Source organism: Amycolatopsis sp. WAC 04197 (assembly GCF_003947475.1).
Classification (GTDB): Bacteria; Actinomycetota; Actinomycetes; order Mycobacteriales; family Pseudonocardiaceae; genus Amycolatopsis; species Amycolatopsis japonica.
Map to the genome: position 1 here is coordinate 178641 of NZ_QHJK01000002.1, position 22308 is coordinate 200948.

The 22308-nt window shown below is 69.1% G+C and carries 22 protein-coding genes; 15 read left to right on the forward strand and 7 right to left on the reverse strand.

Features of this window, described 5'->3' with window-relative positions; translation table 11 throughout:
- The first annotated feature begins 60 nt into the window (after positions 1 to 60).
- The 7 genes from purB (at position 61) to DMC64_RS07985 (ending at position 6708) form a co-directional block, all read left to right on the forward strand.
- Positions 61 to 1491 (forward strand): adenylosuccinate lyase, encoded by a 1431-nt coding sequence (gene purB, locus DMC64_RS07955; protein WP_063271957.1) that lies wholly within the window; start codon positions 61 to 63, stop codon positions 1489 to 1491.
- A 162-nt stretch (positions 1492 to 1653) separates the two neighbouring features.
- Positions 1654 to 2481 carry an ABC transporter substrate-binding protein gene (locus DMC64_RS07960; RefSeq protein WP_081975717.1) on the forward strand — a complete coding sequence of 276 codons (828 nt, stop codon included), beginning with the start codon at positions 1654 to 1656 and terminating at the stop codon, positions 2479 to 2481.
- Positions 2482 to 2486: 5 nt separating this feature from the next.
- On the forward strand, positions 2487 to 3260 hold the full coding sequence (locus DMC64_RS07965) for an ABC transporter substrate-binding protein (RefSeq protein ID WP_125733060.1): 774 nt from the start codon (positions 2487 to 2489) through the stop codon (positions 3258 to 3260).
- Between the two features lie 8 nt (positions 3261 to 3268).
- Positions 3269 to 4051, forward strand: coding sequence for an ABC transporter substrate-binding protein (locus DMC64_RS07970; RefSeq protein WP_125733061.1), 783 nt, complete (start codon positions 3269 to 3271; stop codon positions 4049 to 4051).
- Positions 4052 to 4810 carry an amino acid ABC transporter permease gene (locus DMC64_RS07975; protein ID WP_037334661.1) on the forward strand — a complete coding sequence of 253 codons (759 nt, stop codon included), beginning with the start codon at positions 4052 to 4054 and terminating at the stop codon, positions 4808 to 4810.
- On the forward strand, positions 4807 to 5547 hold the full coding sequence (locus tag DMC64_RS07980) for an amino acid ABC transporter ATP-binding protein (protein ID WP_037334665.1): 741 nt from the start codon (positions 4807 to 4809) through the stop codon (positions 5545 to 5547). The genes DMC64_RS07975 and DMC64_RS07980 overlap by 4 nt, the downstream gene beginning before the upstream one ends.
- A gap of 273 nt (positions 5548 to 5820) precedes the next feature.
- A complete protein-coding gene (locus DMC64_RS07985; RefSeq protein WP_199754935.1) occupies positions 5821 to 6708 on the forward strand; it encodes an MOSC domain-containing protein in 888 nt (295 codons plus the stop codon).
- On the opposite strand, the gene DMC64_RS07990 is transcribed toward DMC64_RS07985, so the two are convergent.
- Positions 6591 to 7397, reverse strand: coding sequence for an S-adenosyl-l-methionine hydroxide adenosyltransferase family protein (locus DMC64_RS07990; protein WP_125733062.1), 807 nt, complete (start codon positions 7395 to 7397; stop codon positions 6591 to 6593). The two genes, DMC64_RS07985 and DMC64_RS07990, sit on opposite strands and share 118 nt — an antisense overlap.
- Positions 7398 to 7432: 35 nt before the next feature.
- Between DMC64_RS07990 and DMC64_RS07995 the strand changes: the two genes are divergently transcribed.
- From DMC64_RS07995 to DMC64_RS08010, 4 genes are all read left to right on the forward strand, one after another.
- Positions 7433 to 8314, forward strand: a complete 882-nt coding sequence (locus tag DMC64_RS07995; protein WP_125733063.1) for a phosphoribosylaminoimidazolesuccinocarboxamide synthase — start codon at positions 7433 to 7435, stop codon at positions 8312 to 8314.
- A gap of 58 nt (positions 8315 to 8372) precedes the next feature.
- Positions 8373 to 9080, forward strand: coding sequence for a DUF2334 domain-containing protein (locus DMC64_RS08000; RefSeq protein ID WP_228694807.1), 708 nt, complete (start codon positions 8373 to 8375; stop codon positions 9078 to 9080).
- Positions 9077 to 9808, forward strand: a complete 732-nt coding sequence (locus DMC64_RS08005; RefSeq protein ID WP_125733064.1) for a TetR/AcrR family transcriptional regulator — start codon at positions 9077 to 9079, stop codon at positions 9806 to 9808. The genes DMC64_RS08000 and DMC64_RS08005 overlap by 4 nt, the downstream gene beginning before the upstream one ends.
- 71 nt (positions 9809 to 9879) lie before the next feature.
- Positions 9880 to 11016: a DUF418 domain-containing protein gene (locus DMC64_RS08010; RefSeq protein ID WP_125733065.1), complete on the forward strand. Its 1137-nt coding sequence runs from the start codon at positions 9880 to 9882 to the stop codon at positions 11014 to 11016.
- Here DMC64_RS08010 and DMC64_RS08015 read toward each other — a convergent pair.
- Positions 11013 to 11648, reverse strand: coding sequence for an MBL fold metallo-hydrolase (locus DMC64_RS08015; RefSeq protein ID WP_125733066.1), 636 nt, complete (start codon positions 11646 to 11648; stop codon positions 11013 to 11015). The two genes, DMC64_RS08010 and DMC64_RS08015, sit on opposite strands and share 4 nt — an antisense overlap.
- Positions 11649 to 11681: 33 nt before the next feature.
- The gene (locus tag DMC64_RS08020) at positions 11682 to 12626 is read right to left on the reverse strand and encodes a DUF5937 family protein (protein ID WP_125733067.1); all 945 of its coding nucleotides are present in this window, start codon (positions 12624 to 12626) and stop codon (positions 11682 to 11684) included.
- Positions 12627 to 12688: 62 nt separating this feature from the next.
- Here DMC64_RS08020 and DMC64_RS08025 point away from each other — a divergent pair, with 62 nt between their 5' ends.
- Both DMC64_RS08025 and DMC64_RS08030 read left to right on the forward strand, forming a co-directional pair.
- Positions 12689 to 13831 carry an MFS transporter gene (locus tag DMC64_RS08025; protein ID WP_199754936.1) on the forward strand — a complete coding sequence of 381 codons (1143 nt, stop codon included), beginning with the start codon at positions 12689 to 12691 and terminating at the stop codon, positions 13829 to 13831.
- A gap of 33 nt (positions 13832 to 13864) precedes the next feature.
- A complete protein-coding gene (locus tag DMC64_RS08030) occupies positions 13865 to 15367 on the forward strand; it encodes an aldehyde dehydrogenase family protein (protein WP_125733068.1) in 1503 nt (500 codons plus the stop codon).
- Between the two features lie 77 nt (positions 15368 to 15444).
- Here DMC64_RS08030 and DMC64_RS08035 read toward each other — a convergent pair whose 3' ends face one another.
- Together DMC64_RS08035 and DMC64_RS08040 are read right to left on the reverse strand one after the other, a co-directional pair.
- Positions 15445 to 17025: a GMC family oxidoreductase gene (locus tag DMC64_RS08035; RefSeq protein WP_125733069.1), complete on the reverse strand. Its 1581-nt coding sequence runs from the start codon at positions 17023 to 17025 to the stop codon at positions 15445 to 15447.
- A gap of 102 nt (positions 17026 to 17127) precedes the next feature.
- Positions 17128 to 17904, reverse strand: coding sequence for a hypothetical protein (locus tag DMC64_RS08040; protein WP_125733070.1), 777 nt, complete (start codon positions 17902 to 17904; stop codon positions 17128 to 17130).
- A gap of 66 nt (positions 17905 to 17970) precedes the next feature.
- On the opposite strand from DMC64_RS08040, the gene purS reads away from it, so the two are divergent.
- Positions 17971 to 18210, forward strand: coding sequence for a phosphoribosylformylglycinamidine synthase subunit PurS (purS, locus tag DMC64_RS08045; RefSeq protein WP_005152565.1), 240 nt, complete (start codon positions 17971 to 17973; stop codon positions 18208 to 18210).
- Positions 18207 to 18884: a phosphoribosylformylglycinamidine synthase subunit PurQ gene (gene purQ / locus DMC64_RS08050; RefSeq protein ID WP_037334697.1), complete on the forward strand. Its 678-nt coding sequence runs from the start codon at positions 18207 to 18209 to the stop codon at positions 18882 to 18884. Before purS ends, purQ begins: the two co-directional genes overlap by 4 nt.
- Before the next feature lie 54 nt (positions 18885 to 18938).
- Here purQ and DMC64_RS08055 read toward each other — a convergent pair whose 3' ends face one another.
- The gene (locus DMC64_RS08055; protein ID WP_125733071.1) at positions 18939 to 20666 is read right to left on the reverse strand and encodes an ABC transporter ATP-binding protein; all 1728 of its coding nucleotides are present in this window, start codon (positions 20664 to 20666) and stop codon (positions 18939 to 18941) included.
- The gene (locus tag DMC64_RS08060; RefSeq protein ID WP_125733072.1) at positions 20663 to 22288 is read right to left on the reverse strand and encodes an ABC transporter ATP-binding protein; all 1626 of its coding nucleotides are present in this window, start codon (positions 22286 to 22288) and stop codon (positions 20663 to 20665) included. The genes DMC64_RS08055 and DMC64_RS08060 overlap by 4 nt, the downstream gene beginning before the upstream one ends.
- Positions 22289 to 22308: the final 20 nt, after the last annotated feature.

The following is a 22308-nucleotide window of genomic DNA, read 5'->3' on the forward strand; positions in this document are numbered from 1 at the left end:
GTTGGCGTCGCGAACCACCGCATTCAGAGGACGAAACGCGGGGCGGGTTAGTCTGGCCGCGTGACGGACAAGCCCCGCATCCCCAACGTGCTCGCCGGCCGCTACGCCTCGCCTGAGCTGGTCGAACTCTGGTCCCCGGAACGCAAGGTCGTGCTGGAGCGCGAGCTCTGGCTCGCCGTGCTCCGCGCGCAGGCCGACCTCGGCGTCGAGGTGCCGGACGGTGTCGTCGCCGACTACGAACGCGTCCTGGAGCAGGTCGACCTCGACTCGATCGCCGCACGTGAGCGCGTCACCCGGCACGACGTGAAGGCCCGCATCGAGGAGTTCAACGCGCTCGCCGGGCACGAGCACGTCCACAAGGGCATGACGTCGCGGGACCTCACCGAGAACGTCGAGCAGCTGCAGGTGCTGCGGTCGCTGGAGCTGGTGCGCGGCCGCGTCGGCGCCGTGCTGGCCCGGCTCACCGCGATCGCGGTCGAGCACGCCGACACGGTGATGGCCGGTCGTTCGCACAACGTCGCCGCGCAGGCGACGACCTTGGGCAAGCGGTTCGCCACCGCCGCCGACGAACTGCTGGTCGCCTTCGACCGGCTCGAAAACCTCATCGGCCGCTACCCGCTGCGCGGGATCAAGGGCCCGGTCGGCACCGCGCAGGACATGCTCGACCTGCTCGGTGACGAGTCCACTTTGGACGAACTGGAGTCGCGGGTCGCGGCCCACCTCGGCTTCGAGAACGTGTTCACCAGCGTCGGCCAGGTGTACCCGCGTTCGCTCGACTTCGACGTGCTGTCCACCGTCGTCCAGCTGGCGGCCGCGCCGTCGAGCCTGGCGAAGACGATCCGGCTGATGGCGGGCCACGAGCTGGTCACCGAGGGCTTCAAACCCGGCCAGGTCGGCTCGTCGGCCATGCCGCACAAGATGAACACGCGTTCCTGCGAGCGGGTCAACGGGCTCGCCGTGGTGCTGCGCGGTTACCTGTCGATGATCGGTGAGCTCGCCGGCGACCAGTGGAACGAAGGCGACGTGTCCGACTCCGTCGTCCGCCGGGTCGCGCTGCCCGACGCGTTCTTCGCGCTCGACGGTCTGCTGGAGACCTTCCTCACGGTGCTGGCCGAGTTCGGCGCCTTCCCGGCGGTCATCGGACGTGAGCTCGATCGCTATCTGCCGTTCCTCGCGACCACCAAGGTGCTCATGGCCTCGGTCCGCGCGGGGGTCGGGCGTGAAACCGCTCACGAGGCGATCAAGGAGAACGCCGTCGGCGTCGCGCTCGCGATGCGGGAGCAGGGCCTGGCCGAGAACGACCTTCTCGACCGGCTCGCCGCCGACGAGCGCATCCCGCTCGACCGCGGTGAGCTGGACAAACTCCTCGCCGACCGCATCTCGTTCACCGGTGTCGCGCCCCGCCAGGTGGCCGCGATCGCGTCCCGCGTCGAGGCCATCCTGGAGCGTTTCCCGGAGGCGGCGAACTACTCGCCGGCCCCGATCCTCTGACCTGTGAGCAGCCCCACCACGGGGCGTTCACAGAGTGAGACGAAGTTACTCGATCGGGCGAAATGCCTAATCTCGATCGCTGAACCCGGAGCGCCAGGCCGCCCATGAGGCGGCCTGGCGTGCTTGTATCGCGCCTTGCGCGCCGAACCCACGGAAGAAGCGATGAGATCCACGCTGTCGAAAATCGTCGCCGTCGTCACGGCCGGAGCGGCCACCCTCGCCCTCGCCGCCTGCGGCTCCGGTGACGCGGGTGCGAGCGCCCAGAAGCTGCGGGTCGGCACCCTGACCGACGCGCCGCCGTCCATCTACCTGGAGAACGGCACCTTCACCGGCTACGACAACGAACTGCTGCGCGACATCGCGAAGCGCGAGGGCTTCGAGGTCGAGTTCGTCGGCACCGAGTTCGCCGGGCTGCTCGCCGCCGTCGCCACCAACAAGTTCGACATCGGCAGCTCCACGATCTCCACCACCGAGGCCCGTAAGAAGACTGTCGCGTTCAGCAACGGCTACAGCACCGGGTTCACCTCGATCATCACCAAGAAGGGCGCGGGTCTCAAGGACGTCGGCGCCTTCAACGGCAAGCGGCTCGGCGTCGTGCAGGCGTCGGTGCAGGACGATTTCGCCAGCGGCAAGGTGCCCGGCGCCAACGTCGTCCGCTTCCCCGACTACAACGCCGGTTTCGCGCAGCTGAAGGGCGGAAGCCTCGACGGCTGGGTCGTGCCGAAGGACATCGGGCAGAAGTACATCGACCAGAACCCGGACCTGCAGCTGGAGTTCGGCTACACCGTCGAGACCAAGGACACGCCGTCCGCGTTCGCCGTCCGCAAGGACAACAAGGAACTGCTGAAGAAGATCAACGACGGCCTCGCGAAGGCCGTGGCGGACGGCACCGTCGCCCGCCTGCACGCTCAGTTCTTCAAAACCGAGCCGCTGCCGAAGGAACTCGAACAGGGCGGCCCCGGCCTGCCCGTGCAGAACCCGGGGGTCTGAAAATCATGAAGAAAACCTTGCTCGCCACGCTGGCCGCCGGCCTCGTCGCCGTGCTCGCCGCCTGCGGTGGTGGCGAATCCGCCACCGAGAAGACCCTGCGCGTCGGGACGCTGAGCGACGCGCCGCCGAACATCTACGTCGAGAACGGCAACTACACCGGCTTCGACAACGAGCTGCTGAAGGCCATCGCCGCCAAGCAGAACCTGAAGCTCGAGTTCGCGTCGACCGACTTCTCCTCGCTGCTCGGCCAGGTCGCGAACAACCAGTTCGACATCGGCAGCTCGGCCATCGCGCAGACCGACGAGCGCAAGAAGAACGTCGACTTCTCCAGCCCGTACAACTTCGAGGTCATGAGCATCCAGACCAAGGACGGCTCGCCGATCACCGACGAGAAGGGCCTGTCCGGCAAGCGGGTCGCGGTCATCCAGGCGACCGTCGGCGACAAGTGGCTCACCTCGACGGTGCCCGACGCGCAGGCCGTGCGCTTCCCGGGGTACGCCCCGGCGCTGGCCGCGCTCAAGAGCGGCGCCGTCGACGCCTACATCCTCGACCAGGCGATCGCCGAGACGAACGTCAAGGAGAGCACCGACGCGAAGCTCAAGGTTGTGAAGTCCTTCACCACCGACGTGCCCCACGGCTTCGCGGTGAAGAAGGGCAACAGCGAACTGCTCACCAAGATCAACGACGGCCTCAAGCAGGTCATCGCCGACGGCACCTGGGTCAAGCTGCACGAGAAGTTCCTGCCGACGGCCCCGGTCCCGGCCCAGTTCAAGGCGTGAGGATCACGATGAAGAAGTCACTCGCCGCCGCTGTCGGTGCCGTCCTCGTGGCGGTGCTGGCGGCGTGCGGCGGCGGTGAAGACGCCGGCGCGAAGACCTTGCGCGTCGGCACCCTCAGCGACTCGAAACCCAACGCCTATCAGGAAAACGGCGTGTTCACCGGGTTCGACAACGAGCTGCTGAAGGCCATCGCCGCGCACCAGAACCTGAAACTCGAGTTCGTCTCCACGGAGTTCTCGGCGCTGCTCGGCCAGGTCGCCACCGGCAAGTTCGACATCGGCAGCTCGGGGATCTCGCAGACCGACGAACGCCGCAAGACCGTCGACTTCTCGGCGCCGTACAACTACCAGTCGCTCGGCATCGAGACCCGCGAGGGCGTCGCGATCACCGACGAGAACTCCTTGGCGGGCAAGCGGATCGGCGTCGTCCAGGGCACGGTTTCGGACAGCTGGCTGACGGCCAACGCGCCCACCGCGCAGGCGGTGAAGTTCCCGCAGGACGCCGCCGCGCTCACCGCGCTGAAGTCGGGTGCGATCGACGGCGCGATCTTCGACCAGGCGACCGCCGAGGACTACGCGGCGAAGAACCCGGACGCGAAACTCAAGGTGGTCAAGGCGATCACCACGACGATCCCGCACGGTTTCGCGGTCAAGAAGGGCAACACCGAATTGGCCGGCAAGATCAACGCCGGGCTCAAGGCGGTCATCGCCGACGGGACCTGGGAAAGGGTGCACCAGCGGTTCGAACCGAACGCGCCGGTGCCCGCGGAGTTCAAGGCCGGGCAGAAGTAAGTGGACGATTTCCTCAACACCTTCCTGAACTGGGAGTACATCTGGGAGGTCTTCCCCGACCTCCTCGGGACCGGCCTGCTGAACACGCTGATCCTGTCGGTGTTCTCGGCACTGATCGGCACCGTGCTCGGCATGCTGCTGGCCACGATGGGCCTGTCCAGCAAGGCGTGGCTGCGCTGGCCCGCCCGGGTGTACACCGACATCTTCCGCGGCCTGCCCGCGATCCTGACCATCCTGGTGATCGGGCAGGGCGGCGGGATCCTCATCCCGTCGCTGTCGCGGAATCCTTACCCGCTGGGCATTCTGGCGCTGAGCCTGATCGCGGCCGCCTACATCGGCGAGATCTTCCGCGCCGGTATCCAGAGTGTCGAAAAAGGACAGATGGAGGCCAGCCGCGCGCTGGGCATGAGCTACACCAAGGCGATGACGCTCGTCGTCATCCCGCAGGGTGTGCGGCGCGTGCTGCCCGCGCTGGTGAACCAGTTCATCGCGCTGGTCAAGGACTCCAGCCTGGTGTACTTCCTCGGCTTCCTCGCCGAGCAGCGCGACCTGTTCCGCATCGGGCAGGACCTCGCGGCGAACACCGGGAACCTGTCGCCGCTGGTCGCCGCCGGTGCCGTCTACCTGGTGATCACCGTGCCGCTGACGCATCTGGTCAACTACATCGACAAGAAGCTGCGCACCGGCAAGAAGATCCGGGTCGACGACGAGGGCGGCGAAACGGAACTCCTGAACGCCGGAAAGGTGCCGATGTCATGACCGCCGCCGTCCGTTCTTCCAGCGTCGAACTCCGCGACATCCACGTCTCGTTCGGCACCCTCGAAGTGCTGAAAGGCGTGAACCTCAAGGTCGAGAAGGGCCGCACGACCTGCATCATCGGGCCGTCCGGATCCGGCAAGTCGACGCTGCTGCGCTGTGTGAACCGCCTCCAGGAGCCCGACTCGGGTGACCTGCTGCTGGGCGGTGAGAGCGTCATCTCGTCGGATCCGGACGCGCTGCGGCAGCGCGTCGGGATGGTGTTCCAGCACTTCAACCTGTTCGGGCACCGCAGCGTGCTGGACAACATCACCCTGCCGCTGCGCAGTGTGCGCAAACTCGGCAAGGAGGAGGCGGCGGAGATCGCGCACGCCCGCCTCGCCGAGGTCGGCCTCGCCGACAAGGCGCCGTACCGGCCGAGCGCGCTCTCGGGCGGGCAGCAGCAGCGGGTCGCGATCGCGCGGGCGCTCGCCATGGAACCCGAGGTCATGCTGTTCGACGAGGCGACCAGCGCGCTGGACCCGGAGCTGGTCAAAGGCGTCCTCACGCTGATGGCGGGGCTGGCCGAGCGCGGGCTGACGCTGCTCGTGGTCACCCACGAGATGGGTTTCGCGCGCGGCGTCGCCGACGAGGTCGCGTTCATGGACGACGGGAAGATCGTCGAACAGGGCGCTCCGGAGGCGATCTTCGACGCTCCGCGGAGCGAGCGGCTGCAGCGCTTCCTATCTCAGGTGTTGTAGCGCGCTTCCCCCAAGTACGTGAAGGCCCCCTTCCCTCGGCTCAGCCGAGGGAAGGGGGCCATCACGCGCATCTGCTGTGACTGCTGGGTCTGGTGGTGTCGCAGAGCCGCGGGTGGCGATCGTGTAGGCCGTGAAGGCCTCCTTCCCTACCCTGAAGGTAGGCAAGGAGGCCTTCACGGACCTGCGGCCAACGGCCACCCACATTCAGTAGGCACCTATGGCAGCCTTGGCCCGAATCGCCACTCACGACGCCTTAGTCGCTAACCTGCGGCTATGTCGAGAGTGGCGAAGCTGGTCTATTACCCGGTCAAAGGCTGCGCGGGGACATCGGTCGCGACGGCCGACGTCACCCCCGCGGGGCTGAGGTTCGACCGTGCCTGGATGGTCGTCTCCCCGGAGGGAGAGTTCCGCAGCCAGCGCAAGCATCCGGTGATGGCCTCGATCCGGGCCGAGGTGCTCGACGACGGCGCCCGCCTGCGTCTCGCCGCTCCCGGCGTCGAGGAGCTGCTGGTCGAGACGGTCACGGACGGGCCGAGGCAGCCCGCCGCGACGTTCACCTGGCAGGGCAAGGGCGTCCACCAGGGCGAGGAGGCCGCCGAGTGGTTCTCCGACGTCCTCGGCCTGCCGTCGGTGCTCGTCGGGCTCGCGCCGGAGCACGAACGCGTCACCAACGGCGAGATCCCCGGCACCGCGGCCTTCGCCGACGCGCACGCGATCCTGCTGACCTCCGAGTCCTCTTTGGACGGTCTGAACGAGCGCATCGCGTCGCGCGGCGCCGAAGCCGTGCCGATGGACCGCTTCCGGCCCAACATCGTCGTCGCGGGCTGGCCCGAGCCGCATCGCGAGGACGACGTCCGTTCGCTCACCGCCGGTGGCCTCGAACTGGGCTACGCCAAGGTCTGCATCCGCTGCACGGTGCCGATGGTCGACCAGGAGACCGGGAAGAAGGCCGGTCCCGAGCCGATCCGGTCGCTCGCCGACTACCGCCGCGAGCCCGAGGGCGGCGTCTCGTTCGGGATCAAGATGGCGGTGACCGGGCCCGGTCAGGTGTCCGTCGGCGACGAGGTGATCGTGCACTCCTGGGCAGGTCCGAGCCCGAGCACCGCCGAGGCGGAGCCGCCGTTCACGGCGACCGCGAGCCGTCCCGCGGAATCGGTGTAGAGCACGTTCCGGCCCGGCGGCACCGTGCCGAAGGTGTCGCCGACCAGCGCTTTGACCAGGACGTGTTCGCTGCTGACGGAGACCGTGCCCGCCAGCCCGGCCAGTTCGAGGTCGGCGGGGCTCGCGGCCAGCTGGACGTTGCCGAAGTGGTCGACCGTGAGCACCTCGGCCACCAGCTTGCCGGGGAACACCGCCACGAACGGGTCGGGCAGCCGCACGAGGTCGTCGACGCGCGGCCCGAACTCCTCGGGCGGGACGCCGAGCGCGAGATGCGCCGCGGCGGGGGCGAACACGTCACGCCCGTGGAACGTCGACGACGTCACCGGAAGGCGGTATTCCGGCGCCGCGAGTTCGTACGCGGCTATCACCCCGGTGAGTGTTTCGGCGGCGGGAATGAGGAGTCCGTTGTCCGGGCCGACGAGCATTCCGCGCTCGGTGACCACCACGACGCCGCGCCGGGCGGTGCCGACGCCGGGGTCCACGACGGCGAGATGGACGGACTCCGGCAGATACGGCGCGGTCTGGGCGAGCACCTCGGCGCCGGTCCTGACCTGCTGCGGAGGGATCTCGTGGCTCACGTCGATCACCCGTACGGACGGCGCGATCCGCGCGATCACGCCGTGGCACGCGGCCACGAAACCGTCGCTCAGCCCGTAGTCGGTCGTGAACGAAACGCAGTGGATCGGCATGATCAGCCATCATCCTTGATCGCTAGGGTGCAGCCGTGACGACGCTCGAATACCCGAAGATCGCCGCCGGCAAGGTCCGTGAGCTCTACGCCGTCGATGACGAGCATCTGCTGCTCGTCACCTCCGACCGGATCTCCGCCTACGACGTCGTCTTCGACACGCCCATCCCGGACAAGGGGCGGGTGCTCACCGCGATGAGCGTGTTCTGGTTCTCCCTGCTCTCCGATGTCCTCCCCAACCATCTGGTCTCCTACGACGACGACCGCATCCCCGCCGAGGTCCGCGGCCGCGCGCTGCTGGTGCGGCGGCTGGCGATGCTGCCGTTCGAAGCCGTCGCCCGCGGCTATCTCACCGGTACCGGTCTCGCCGATTATCGCGCGCGCGGCACGGTTTGCGGTGTCGAACTTCCGCCCGGTCTGACCGAATCGTCCCGCCTGCCCGAGCCGATCTTCACCCCCGCGACCAAGGCCGACCGCGGCTCGCACGACGAGAACATCGCCTTCTCCGACGTCGTCGGGCAGCTCGGCCGCGAGCGGGCCGAAGAGGTCCGCGAGGCGACGCTGGCGGTGTACCGCCGCGGCGCGGAGTACGCCGCCGAACGCGGCATCCTCCTCGCGGACACGAAGCTCGAATTCGGCGTCGACCGGGAAGGGAACCTCGTGCTCGCCGACGAGGTCCTGACCCCGGATTCCTCGCGCTACTGGCCGGCGGGCGGCTACGCGCCGGACAGCCCGCAGCCGTCGTTCGACAAGCAGCCGCTGCGGGACTGGCTCACCAGTCCGGCGTCCGGCTGGCACCGCCGGGACAGACCCGGGTCGCCACCCTTGCCCGAGGACATCGTCGCCGCCACGCGCGCGAGGTACATCGAGTCGTACGAACGCATCACCGGCCGGTCGCTGCAGGATTGGCCCGCCTGACCTGCGGCGTTCACTCCGTCGTCAGTCCGGCGCAAGCCGAGGCTGGCTCACTGGTGGGGTGGACGCACGTTTGCTGGTTTCCCTGTCCGGCGTGACCACCCGGACGTTGCACCGCTGCGCCGATCTCGCGGCCGAACTCGATCGGCGCAGGGTCCCGTTGTCCGTGCTCTACGCCGCTCGCACCGGCGAGGGCCCCGTGACCGAGTGGGTCCGGACGCGCCGCACCCGCGGCGACTCGGTCCTCCTGCACGGATACGACCATCAGATCCCGCCCACCCACCGCGCCGTCTACCTGGGCAAACGTGCCGAGTTCGCGGCACTGCCCGCGCACGAGGCGAGGCTGCGCCTGATCGCGGCGAAGGCGGCGCTCGACGCCAACGGCATGGCCGTCGACGGCTTCGCGCCGCCGCGCTGGATCGCGTCGGAAGGCACCCTGCAGGCCCTGCGCGAGCACGGGTTCACGTTGTGCGCGGATCTGGCGTCGGTGCGGGACCTGGTGTCCGGCGACGTCCAGCGCGCCAGGGTGCAGGAGTTCGGCGGACCGTCGCACCGCACGGAGACCGTCCGGTGTTTCGCGCTGGTGCTGGCGGCCGCCAGGGCCGCGCGCCGCGGCGGGCTGGTGCGGCTCGGCATCGACGCCGCGGACCTCGCCCGGCCGGGACTGCGGCAGGCGTTCCTCGACGCCGTCGACGTCTCGCTGGAGAACCGCGCTTTCGGAACCACGTACGGCTCGCTCTCGCGAACGCGGGTTAAATTGTCGGGATGACCGACGAGGCAGGCGCACCGGCGACGCTGATGCGGCTCTGGCGCCGGTCGGAACGCCCGACGCGCGGCAGGCCGTCCGTGCTCGACATCGACGGTGTCGTGGCGGCGGCGGTGGACCTCGCCGATCGCGAAGGCGTCGCGAACGTGACGCTGGCGAACGTGGCGAAGGAGCTGGGCGTCACGAAGATGTCGTTGTACCGCCACATCGGTTCGAAGGCGGAGCTGCTGGAGCTGATGGCCGACTTCGCCATCGGCGATCCGCCGAAGGTCGAGCGCACCGGGGACTGGCGGGCCGAGCTGACCACGTTGGCCGAGGCCAACCGCGATGTGCTGATGAGCCACCCGTGGCTGGTCGAGCTCCCGCTTTCCGGCCCGCCCGCCGGTCCGCACGCGGTCGCCTGGATGGACGCGTTCCTGCGCACGCTGCGCGAAACCGGTCTCGACTGGGGGACCAAGGGCGGGATCCTGGTCCTGATCGGCGGGTATGTCCGCCTCGCCTGCGCGCAGGCACTCCAGCTCGCCGAGGGCCGGAAGGACAGCGGGCTGACCCAGGCGCAGGCTGAGCAGGCCTACGGCAAAGGCCTCGCCGAGCTGATCGACCCTGAGCGTTTTCCCGACGCCGTGGGCTTCCTGAGCTCGGGCCTCGGCGGCTCCGAACAGAACTCCGACTTCGACTTCGGCCTCGGCGTCGTCCTCGACGGCATCGCCGCTCTCGTCGAAGCGAGCTGACAAAACCCCCCCTCCGCCTTTAGTATCCGCCGGACATTAATTAGTGTACGTTGGATACTAAAGGGGGAACCATGACATCGACACCGACGGGCGAGCGTGTGCTCGCACCGGATCTGGCCAGGGGTTTCGCGCTCCTGCTGGTCGCGCTGGCGCATACCGCGAGCATCTTCCTCGGCAACACGCCGGGCGTGGATCAGACGCCGGAAGGGCTGGAACGGCCGTACTTCGTGGTGCTGTTCGTGCTCGTCCACGCGTGCGCGCTGCCGCTGTTCGGCATGATGCTCGGCTACGGGATGGTGCAGTTCGCCGATCGCCAGGAGGCGCTGGGGCAGCCGTGGCCGCGCACACGGGGCATCCTGCTCCGCCGTCACGCGTGGCTGCTCGTCTTCGGCGCCATCGACGGGGTGCTGTTCTTCTCCGGCGACGTGCTCGGCGCGTACGGCGTGGTCGGCATGGTGTTCGCCCTGCTGCTTTTGCGGCGCGGCAAGGGCTTCTATCGGATTCCGGTGCTGTACCTGGGTTTCGGCGTCTGCTACCTCGCCGTGCTGATGTACCTGGTGCTGACCGGGAACTCCGGGAACGCGCCGGTTCCGTCCATCGAGGACGCGTCGTCACTGGCGCCGACGTACGGCGACGCTGTGGGGGAACGGCTCGTCGAATGGCCGATGACCACCGCGGTCCTGCTGTCGTCGATCCTGTTCGTCTGGGTGGGCGCCTGGGCCGCGAAGAAACGCGTGCTGGAGGAGCCGAATCGGAAACTGCTCCTTTTCGGTCTGTTCGGGGGTTTCGGGGTCGCGATCGCGGGCGCGCTGCCGATGGGGCTCTTCGCCGGTGACTACGTCGGCTTCGACGAGGAGACCGCCGGGCTCGTCAAGCTCATGTACGAGGGAGCGGGCCTGTTCGGCGCGATCGGTTACATCAGCCTGTTCGGGCTCATCGGCATGGCGGTCGGCGGGAAACGTCGCGGCGTCGTGGTCACCGCGATCTCGGCGCTCGGCCAACGCACGCTGAGCGCCTACCTGTTCCAGTCGGTGGCGTGGCTGATCCTGGCTCCGCCGTTCATGCTGGGGCTGAGCGGCAGCACGTTCGTCGCGGCCGCGTGCGGGCTCGGCGTGTGGCTGCTGACGGTCGTCGTCGCGTACGTGATGCACCGGCGGGCGTATCGGGGACCGGCGGAGATCTTGGTGCGGAAACTGGCTTACCGCTAGAGCTTCACCGGCTCCCCGACGTCGAGCACCTTTACCTCGGTGCCTTCCGGGGCGAGATTCGCGAACAGGCCGTAGTGCATCTGCGGCCGCGCGAGGACGGCTTCGTGGATCGGGACGGCGAGGCGCGGCGACACCGCACTCAGGTAGTCGACCGCCTCGCCGGCCTTGAGCCACGGGGCGCCGGTGGGCAGGCCGAGGACGTCGATCTTCTGTTCCGGCACGAAGAACGAGTCGCCGGGGTGATAGAACGCGCCGTGGTCGACGAGGTAGCCGACGTTCGGGATCACCGGGATCTCCTCGTGGATCACCGCGTGTTCACCACCGACTACGTTGATGCCGCTGGAACCGATCTCGAAGGCATCGCCGGGGTTCGCGATCTGGAACTCGGCGCCGATCTTCCCCACCGCTTCGGCGGAACCCGGGTCGACGACCAGCTTCACGCCGGGGTTGGCCTCCAGCAGCGCGGGCAGCCTGTCCAGGTCGAGGTGGTCGAAATGCTGGTGGGTGATCAGGATGGCGTCCAGTTCGCGTTCGCCTTCGAAACCCGTCGAGAAGGTGCCGGGGTCGATCAGGATCCGCGCGCCCTCGGTCTCCAGAAGCGTGCAAGCGTGTCCAAAGTGGACAATACGCATCGGTGTTCTCCTTCGCGGTAGGTCGATTCCAGCCTATGCCCGGATCAGGGCGTCGCCAAGTTCGGTGCGCCGGTAACGGACTTCGCGGCCGCGCCGCCGGGTGTCGAGCAGGCCCGCGGCGTGCATCGCGGTCAGATGCTGCGAGACCGTCGGCGCCGAGAAGCCCAGCCGCCGGGCCAGTTCGGTGGTGGACGCGGGTTCGTTGAGCGTCGTGAGCAGGGCGGCCTTCGTCCGGCCGAGGACTCCCGCGAGCGCGCCGGGCGGACGTTCGGGGTCCGACCAGAGTTCAGCCACGCCGCGGGCCGGATACAGCAGCGAAGGCTGCCACGGCACCATCGTGATCACCCCGACCGAAGGCCACGCGAAGACGCCGGGGATCAGCAGGAGCCCGCGGCGGTCGAGGCGGACGCGGCCGCGTTCCTTCATCTCGATGACCAGGACGTCGTCGACCAGCCGCACCCGCGGGTGGATGTCCTCCAGCACGAGCGCGATTCCGCCGGCGGCCAGCCGTCGCGAGCGTTCTTCGATGTCGGCGACGAGGAACCGGCGCATCCGGGGCCAGTGTGGTTCGACCAGTTCGGTCCAGGCGATCTCCATCTGGTCCGCCAGCAGATCCCTTGCCACGGCCGGGTCTTCGGGGAGACCGCTCAGGTCGGCGTCTACTTTGGACAGTTCATGGGCGACCTGGTCCGGTGGCGTCCGGCGGATCTCGGCGAGCTGGGCGGACGCGGTGGTCTCCGGCCCGCTCGGCGGCGGACTGAGGAAGTCGGTGATGTAATGCCGCGCGCTCATCACCTTGGCGAAGCCGTCGATGGGCAGGTCCGGCAGTTTCGCGGCCGCCTCGCGCAGCCACGGCAGGTGGCTCGGATGCCCTCGCCGTCCGAGCAGGGTCTGCATCGCGCCCATGGTCTCGTCGAGCGGGGAGATGCCGAAGCGGACGCGGTTGGCGCTCTCGGCGGTCAGGACCAGCTCGATCATCTGATTAGGCTATGTCCTAATCAGTGGTTCTCGCCAGACCGCGTTCGGCAAGGTTCCCCGGCATGATGTTGTTGCGTAACTCCGGGTATTGGCGCTGGTCGGCGGGGGTGCAGCTGAACCGGCTGCCCGCCACGATGGCGCCGCTGGCCTTCACCGTGCTGACCACCGCGACGACCGGTTCGTACCGGCTCGGCGGGGTCATGATGGCCGTTTTCGTCGCCGCCGAGATGGTCGGCGCCGTGCCGACCGGGCGGCTGCTCGACCGCGTCGGCCCCGCACGCGGTCTCGTCGTCCTGCTGCCCCTGGTCGCCGCCGGGCTGTTCCTGCTGGCCGCGGTCGCTTCCGCCGGAGCCCCGGACTGGGCGCTGCTCGCGCTGGCGATCCCGCCGGGCCTGGTCGCGGGCGGGCTGAACGGCGGTTTCCGGACCCTGCTCGCCGGGACGGTGACCGAAGAGGAACTGCCGAGGGCGGTTTCGGTGGACGCGATGATCCTCGAAGGCGTCATCGTCGGCGGACCGCTGCTGGTGGCGCTCCTGGCGACGTCCGGACCGGCCGTCCCGGTCCTCGCGATGGCCGTCGTCGCCTTGCTCGCGGCGCTGCTCGTGCCACGACGGACGGTCCAGCGGGATCCACAAAGGACGGTCGAACGGCAGGCGATCCCGGTCGCCGCCTGTGTGCCCTGGCTGGCGGGGTTGTTCACCGTCGGGCTCCTGTTGTCGACCATCGAAGTCGGGCTGCTGCCGCTCGTCCAGCGTCTCGGTGCCCCTGACTCGGCGACGGCGATCGTCATCGTCGTGCTGTGCGCCGCGAGCATCACCGGGAGCGCGCTGTACGCGGCGCGCGGGAAGGTCGGTGACCCACGGCTGTTCCTGGCCGGTTTCGTGCTCGGCGGGATCGTCGTTTCGGCGGGCTTCGGCTGGGCCGGGCTGCTCGGCGGGGTCGCGCTGATCGGGCTCTGCACCGGTCCGCTGATGGCCGTTTCGTCGGTCAACCTGCAGAAGCTGCTGCCGGAACGCCGCCGGTCGGAGGGGTTCTCGCTGGCCTTCACCGTGCAGGCGTCCGGCTTCGGGCTGGGCTCGCTGGCGATCGGCGTGCTGCCGGTGTGGCTGTGCCCCCTTCTCGGTGTCCTTGCGGCGCTCGTCTCCTGTGCGATGCTGGTGGCACGCCCCAGGCGAGCTATTGGCACGCCGTCAGTAACGTCGTAGCCTGGGCTTTGAGCCGAGACACGGGAGAAGTCGATGACCGCAGTCCAGCCGAAGCCGACCGCGCACAGCGTGGGGGAGACCTTCGATTCCCTCAGCCCGGCGACCGACGAGGTCGTCGGCACCTACCCGGTACACGGCAAGGAGGACGTCCGCGCCGCGATCGCCCGCGCGAGGGACGCCGCCGAATGGTGGGCCGGGCTCGGCTACGACGGCCGCGCCGAACGTCTGCGCCGCTGGAAGGGCGTCATCACCCGCAGGCTGCCGCAGCTGTGCCAGGTTGTGCGCGACGAGACCGGGAAGCCGATCGCCGACGCGCAGCTGGAGAGCGTCCTCGCCATCGAGCACATCGCTTGGGCGGGCAAGCACGCGCGCAAGATCCTCGGCAAGCAGCGCCGCGCCGCCGGGCTGATGATGTCGAACCAGGCGGCGACGGTGGAGTACCAGCCGCTCGGCGTCGTGGGCGTGATCGGCCCGTGGAACTACCCCGTGTTCACCCCGCTCGGCTCCATCGCCTACGCGCTCGCCGCCGGCAACACCGTCGTCTTCAAGCCGAGCGAGTACACGCCGGGCGTCGGGAAATGGCTGGTCGACGCGTTCAACGAGGTCGTCCCGGAGTGGCCGGTGCTGCAGCTGATCACCGGCTTCGGCGAGACGGGCGCCTCGCTCGTCACGGGCGGCGTCGACAAGATCGCCTTCACCGGTTCGACCGGCACGGGCAAGAAGATCATGGCCGCGGCCGCCGAGACACTGACCCCGGTGATCATCGAGGCAGGCGGCAAGGACGCGGTCCTGGTCGACGCGGACGCCGACCTCGAGGCCGCCGCGGACGCGACCGTCTGGGGCGCGTTCTCCAACTCGGGCCAGACCTGCATCGGTGTCGAGCGCGTGTACGTCCACGAGCGTGTGCACGACGAGTTCGTCGCGAAGGTCGTCGAGAAGTCGAAGGACGTGCGGGCCGGCTCGGACGCGGCCGCACAGTACGGCCCGGTGACGATGCCTTCGCAGCTTTCGGTGATCAAGCGCCACATCGCGGACGCCATCGAACGCGGCGGCAAGGCGCTGGTCGGCGGTGTCGACGCGGTCGGCGACCGCTACGTACAGCCGACGGTGCTCGTCGACGTGCCCGAGGATTCCGCGGCGGTGCAGGAGGAGACGTTCGGCCCGACCGTCACCATCGCCAAGGTCCGCGACATGGACGAGGCCGTCGAGAAGGCCAACGACACGAAGTACGGCCTCGGCTCGACGGTGTTCTCGAAGTCGCGCGGCCTCGAACTGGCCGGACGGCTGCGCACCGGCATGACGTCGATCAACGCGCCGCTTTCCTTCGCCGGTATCGCTTCGCTGCCCTTCGGTGGCGTCGGGGATTCGGGCTTCGGCCGGATCCACGGCCCGGAAGGCCTGCGCGAGTTCGCCCGCCCGAAGGCCGTCGCGCGGCAGCGTTTCACCGCGCCGATCGTGCTGACCTCCTTCTCCCGCAAGGAAAAGACCGACGCTTTGGTCGCGAAGCTGATCACGGTGCTGCACGGGAAGCGCTGACGCTTCTCCCGCATATGTCATGAAAGGGTCGTTCCTGACGAAAAACGTCAGGAACGACCCTTTCATGACGTTTGGCGCTACTTGCCCCGAATAAGGTCCGCGGCCTTCTCCGCCACCATGATCGTCGGCGCGTTCGTGTTCCCGCGCGGCACCACGGGCATCACCGAAGCGTCCACCACCCGCAGCCCCTCCACCCCGCGCACCTTCAGCGCCGGATCGACGACGGCGTTCTCGCCCGTCCCCATCGAGCAGGTCCCCACCGGGTGGTACAGCGTCTGCGTCTTCTCGCGCACGTAGTCGGCCAGTTCGTCGTCGGTCAGGTCGTGCCGCTCCGGCAGGAACGGCTTGTCCAGATACCGCGCCAGCGGACCGGACTTCCCGATCTCCACCAGCGCGCGCATCCCGGCGAGCATCTTCTCCATGTCGACGGACTCCGCGTAGTACGCCGGATCGATTTCGGGTTTCCACAAGGGATTCCCCGACTTCAACCGCAGGCGTCCCCGGCTCGCGACGTCCACGAGGGTCGCCGCCGACGTGAAGCCCGGCACCGTCGGCTCGCGCATCCCGTTGTCGTAGAACAACGTCGGCGCGACGTGGATCTGCATGTCCGGCGGCGAAACCCCGTCCGCCGCGGGGAAGAACGCACCCGCCTCGCCGATGTTCGAAGCCAGCGGGCCGCGTTTGGTGAGCTGGTAGCGAACCAGGCCGCCGGGCGTCGCCGCGTCCACCAGGTCGGTGGTGCCGCGTGTGGACCAGATGATCCCGCACGCCGGGTGGTCGTGCAGGTTGTCGCCGACGCCGGGCAGCGCGGCCACGACGTCGATCCCGTGCTCCCGCAGGTGTTCCGCCGGGCCGACCCCGGAGAGCATCAACAACTGCGGCGAGTTCACCGCGCCACCACTCAGCAGAACCTCGGTCGACGCGCGCACGGTCGTCTCGGCCCCTCGGTCCAAATAGGACACTCCGACGGCGCGGGTGCCTTCGAAGACGACGCGGGTGGCTTGCGCGTTGGTCCGCACGGTGAGGTTCGGGCGCGACAACGCAGGCCGCAGGTACGCGTCGGCCGTCGACCAGCGGCGGCCCTTCTTGCAGGTCACCTGGTAGACGCCGGCGCCCTCCTGCGACTCGCCGTTGAAGTCGTCGGTGCGCTTGAGGCCCCAGGCGACGGCGGAATCGACCCAGGCGAGGGACAGTTCGTGGGTGAAGCGGCGGTCCTCGACGTGCAGCGGCCCGTCGGTACCGTGCAGAGGCCCGCCGAGCCGCTGGTTCCCCTCCGCCCGTTTGAAGTACGGCAGGACGTCGTCGAAGCCCCAGCCCTCGGCGCCGTGCCCGTCACGCCAGCCGTCGTAGTCCGCGCGGTTGCCGCGGATGTAGATCATCGCGTTGATCGACGAGCAGCCGCCGAGCGTCTTCCCGCGCGGCCAGTACAGCGACTGACCGGTGTGCTTCTGCTCGACGGTCTCGTAGTTCCAGTCCCATTTGGTCTTGAACAGACCGGGGAACGCGGCGGGGATGTGGATCTCGTCGGCGTCGTCCTCGCCGCCCGCTTCGAGCAGGAGCACCCGCGCCGACGGATCCTCGCTCAGCCGGTTCGCCAGTACGCATCCCGCGCTGCCCGCGCCGACGATCACGTAGTCGAAGGAGTCCTGATCGGCCACGGTGCCTCCTGCTGCTCGCCCGGTGTTGACGCCCCGCCAATGGGCTCATCTTGGCCCAGCGCCGCGCTCCGAGCATCCCCCAGACGAAGGATCGGTGCGAGCTCAGTCGGAGTCGGGTGAAAAAGAGGTCACGCAGGGGCCGCCCTCGGCGTCGTCCTCGGTCTCGATGCGGCCCGGGCTCCGGACGCCGTCGACCTCGCCGGTGAGGTGCAGGATCGTCTGCTTCGCGGTGGTCAGCACGTCGGCGTTGTCGACGGTGTACCTCGCTTCGCCGTGGATGATCTGCTGCACGCCTTCGCGGGTCGTGTCCGCCACCTTCTCGCACAGCACGGACAACGCCGCCGGGATGTCGCGCGCGTTGATCGCGTCGACGAACTTGTTCCCCGCTTCTTCCCCGGTCTTGACGTCCGGTCGGGGCGCTGGCTTCGTGTCGAGGCTCGGCAGCGGCTCGGGCTCGCCGCCGGTCTTGGCGTCGCGCACGCACCAGCCGCCCTCGCCGGGGATCATCGCGATCCCGATGGTCTGACCCGCGAGGGTGAACGCGGCCGAGTACTCCTGCGCCGCACGCTGGTGCGCGGGAGTGCTCAGCTGTGCGCCTTCGGAGACCGCCATCATCTGCTCGAAGGTGTACGACCGCTTCGAGCGGATCGGGCACCAGAGCTGGCTGACACGACCCTCACCGACGCCGTTCACGAACGACCGGCCCAGCTGCTCCGGCGTCGCGCGCGAGGTGATGTCGGGCTTGGTCTTGAAGAACCCCGGCGTCACGAAGCCGGTGAACGCGACACCACCCGCGATCAGGACGAAGACCAGCGCCAGCGTGATCCAGAGCCCGGTCTTCGACTTCTTCGGCGCGTACTGCGGTTGCCCGTAGGTCATGCGGCAACCGTAGTGAAGTAGGCTCGGGCGGTACCCACGACCTGCGTGAATAAGGAGCAGCCTGCCGTGGCCCGAGTCGTCGTCGACGTCATGCCCAAGCCCGAAATCCTCGACCCGCAGGGCCAAGCCGCGCTCGGCGCGGCCGGTCGTCTCGGCTTCACCGGGATCACCGGGATCCGTCAGGGCAAGCACTTCGAGATCGAGGTCGACGACTCCGTCGACGACGCGACGCTCGAAAAGATCGCCGAAGGTTTCCTCGCGAACCCCGTCATCGAGCAGTGGACCATCAAGCGGGTGGACGCGTGAGCGCCCGCATCGGGGTCATCACCTTCCCCGGCACGCTCGACGACGGTGACGCGGCCCGCGCGGTCCGTTACGCCGACGCCGAGGCCGTGCCGCTGTGGCACGCGGACGAAGACCTCAAGGGCGTCGACGCCGTCGTCGTCCCCGGCGGCTTCTCCTACGGCGACTACCTGCGCGCCGGCGTCATCGCCCGGTTCGCGCCGGTGATGTCGTCGGTGATCGAGGCCGCCCACAAGGGCATGCCGGTGCTGGGCATCTGCAACGGCTTCCAGATCCTGTGCGAGGCCGGGCTGCTGCCGGGCGCGATGATCCGCAACGCGGGCCTGCACTTCATCTGCCGTGACCAGTGGCTGCGCGTCGAGCACAACGAGACCGCGTGGACCACCCGGTACGACAAGGGTGCCGAGATCCTCATCCCGATGAAGAACATCGACGGCTGCTACGTCGCCGAGCAGGCCACCCTCGACGAGCTGGAGGGTGAGGGCCGCGTGGTGTTCCGCTACGTCGGCGGCAACCCGAACGGCTCGCGCAACGACATCGCCGGGATCCGCAGCGAGAACGGCCGCGTCGTGGGGCTCATGCCGCACCCGGAGCACGCCATCGACGCCCTCACCGGCCCTTCCGACGACGGCCTAGGCATGTTCTACAGCGCGGTCGACGCCCTCGTCTCCGCCTGACACCCCCTCGCATTTCGTCCTCTAAATGCGTTCGCATTTAGAGGACGAAATGCGTCAGGAGGCGGCGGCGACCAGGGCGGCGTAGGGCCCACCGGCGGCAAGCAGCTCCGCGTGCGAGCCCAGCTCGGTCACCCGGCCGCCCTCGATGACCGCGACCCGATCGGCCGCGGCCGCCGTGTGCAGCCGGTGCGCGATCGCGATCACCGTGCGCCCTTCGAGCACCGCGCTCAGCGACCGCTCCAGCTCTCGCGCCGAACCCGTGTCCAGCAGCGACGTCGCCTCGTCCAGCACCAGCGTGTGCGGGTCGGCCAGCACGACCCGCGCCAGCGCCAGCTGCTGCGCGAGCGCCGCCGGAACGGCGACCGCCCCGGCCCCGACCTTCGTGTCCAGCCCGTCCGGCAGGCTCGCCACCCATTCCGAAGCGCCGACCGAGGTCAGCGCGGCCAGCAGCCGTTCGTCGCTCCAGTCACCGGCCGGGAGCGTGAGGTTGTCCCGCAGCGTGCCCGCGAACACGTGCTGCTCCTGCGTCAGCAGCAGCACCTCGCCGCGCAGGACGTCGTCCGGCAGCGTCGACACCTCGGCGCCGCCGATCCGCACCGAGCCCGACGTCGGCGCCGACATCCCGGCCAGCAGCCGTCCCAGCGTCGACTTGCCGGCCCCCGACGGTCCGACGATCGCCAGCCGCTCGCCGGCGGGCACCCGCAGGTCGATCCCGTGCAGCACCTCGCGGTCCGCGTTGTAGCCGAAGCGCACATCGCGGACCTCGATGTCCTGGCCGCGCGGAGCCTCCGAAGCCCCATCTGAAGACCCAGCAGGCCGGACGCCCAGCAGCCGCCGCAGCGAGACCCCCGCGACCTGCATATCCGCCAGCCAGAACAGCGCCTCGTTCAGCGGACCCGTCATGACCTGCGAATACAGCAGCATCGCGGTGATCGTGCCGAGCCCTTCCCAGCCGTTCGAGTAGGCGAGCAGACCCAGCCCGAGCATCACCGGCACCGGCAGCACGTAACTGATCTCCAGCGACGGGATCCACCGCATCTGCAGTGCCCGGACCTTGCGCTCGCCCAGCATCGCCGCGTCGAGACCGTCGTGCCCGGTCCGGATCCGGCGGCCGGTCAGGTTCAGCGCCTCGGCCGTCCGCGCGCCCTCCGCGGTCTCGTGCGTGGTGGACTGCAGCTCGGACCACTTGTCCAGCATCCGCCGCATCACGTCCGGGATCCGCCGCTGGTACCAGATGTTCACCGGCACCAGCAGCGGCAGCGCGACCAGCAGGCCCAGCGCCAGGAACGGCGACGTGATCACCATCGCGACCACGGTGAACACCACCGTGACGGCGGCGATCAGGATCTCCGGCGCGCCGAAGCGCACCGCGTGGTCGATGCGGCTGACGTCGGTGGTCGCCCGGCTGAGCAGGTCACCGGTGCCCGCGGCCTCGACCGTCCCGAGCGGCAGGTCCAGCGCGTTCCCGACGAACTCCTCGCGGTTCTTCGCCAGGATCCGCTCGCCGAACACCCGCGCGCGAAGCCGCGCCAAACCCTTGAACCACGCTTGCGCGCCCAGCACGGCCACGAACGCGATCGCCAGCCAGGTGATCGTGGCGGTCGTCGTGCCGCCGACGACCTCGTCCACCAGCGCGCCCAGCAGTTGTGGCCCGGCCAGCCCGATCGCGGTCGCGACGCAGAACAGGCCGAGCATCACGGAGAACTCGCGCTTGTTGGCGCGCGCGGTCTCCCTGATCCATCGTCGAACGTCTTTCTTGTCTGCCAGCGGCAGCTTCTTCATGCCGGTACTTTCGTATCGATGACCACGTCGGCCACATGCGTCCACAATGGACTTTGACTGAACACGACGGTGGTCTTGCCGCGCCGCAGCTTCGCGACGCGTTCGGTTATGCGGGCTTCGGTATGCGCGTCGACGGCCGAGGTCGGCTCGTCGAGCAGCAGGACGTCGGCGTCGGTCGCCAGCGCGCGGGCCAGGTTCAGCCGCTGCCGCTGACCGCCGGAAACCTCACGTCCGCGTTCGCCGATCACCTCGTCGACGCCGTTGGGCAGCGCGTCCACGATGTCCTCGGCGTCCGCCGCGTACAGCGCTTCGGTGATCTCGACGTCGCCAGGCTCGGCGGGGCTGACCTGCTCGCGCAGCACACCGGAGAACCAGATGTCCTGGTTGTGCGCGAACACGACCCGCCGCCGCAGCTCGTCGAGCGCGACCCGGTCCACCGGAACCCCGCCGACGAGGGCAGGTTCACTCGGATCGGTGAACCGCGCCATCCGCGACGCCACCGCTTCGGCGTCGGCCCCGACGTCGATGACGGTCAGCTTCCCGGCCTCGACCTTGATCCCGGACGTCTCGTCGTAGAGATCCAGCGGGCCTTCCGGCAGCGGCACCGGACGCTCCGGCTCGGCGAGTGTGCGTTCGGTGGACAGCAGTTTGCACACCTTTCGCGCCGAAACCAGTGCGGCGCTCAGCACGCCGGCGAACTCGGTCGCCGTCGTCACCGGGATCACCAGGAACACCGAGACGCCGTAGAACGTGATCAGCTCGCCGACGCCGATGGTGCCGTTGATCGCCAGCTGCGCGCCCAGCCAGGTGATGACCACCGTGACCAGACCCGGCAGCGCGACCTCCGCCGCCGCGAGCCACGCCTCGCTGCGCCCGACCTGGACGCCGGCCGCGCGGACCTTCTGGCTGGAGCGGCGGAAGCGGTCGAGGAACTGCTTCTCGCCGCCGACCCCGCGAAGGATCCGCAGGCCGGAGACGATATCCGCGGCCAGTGCGTTGACCTCGGTCTTCTCCTCGCGCTGCTTCGTCTGGCGCTTCTCGAGCGGCTTCAGCAGCGGCCCGATGCCCACCACCGCCAGCGGGACACCGATCAGCGCGACCATGCCGAGCAGCGGAGACGTCGTCAGCAGCGCCGTCGCGCACACGATGAACGCGATCAGCGAACCGAACGCCCGCCCGAGCACCTCGAAGGAGTCACCGATCGGGTTGATGTCGCTGGTGGTGATCGCGACCACGTCACCCGTGGTGGTCGTGTCCCGCAGGTTCGCGCCCAGCTTCGCCGCGTGTTCGGTGGCGAGCCGCTGTGTCACCCCGGCGCCGTGGATCCAGCAGCCGTAGGACGCGAAGTGCTGCACAGTGCCCGCGAGTGTCTGCGCGATCCCCAGCCCGGCGGCCGCGAGGCCCCACAGCCAGACGGAATCGCCGTCGCCGCGGCCGATCGCGTCGATACCCCGGCCGATCGCGACCGGCAGCAGGGCGATCGGCAACGACCACAGCGCACCGCTGATCGCCGAGACGGCGAGCAGTCCCGGGCGCGCGAGCATCATCCTGACCAGGTACCGCCAGGCGGTCGGCTTGGCGGGCAGTCGTAGTCGCGGAAGGGGATATGTGGCGGAAAGCACGATTATCGACGGTAAGCGGA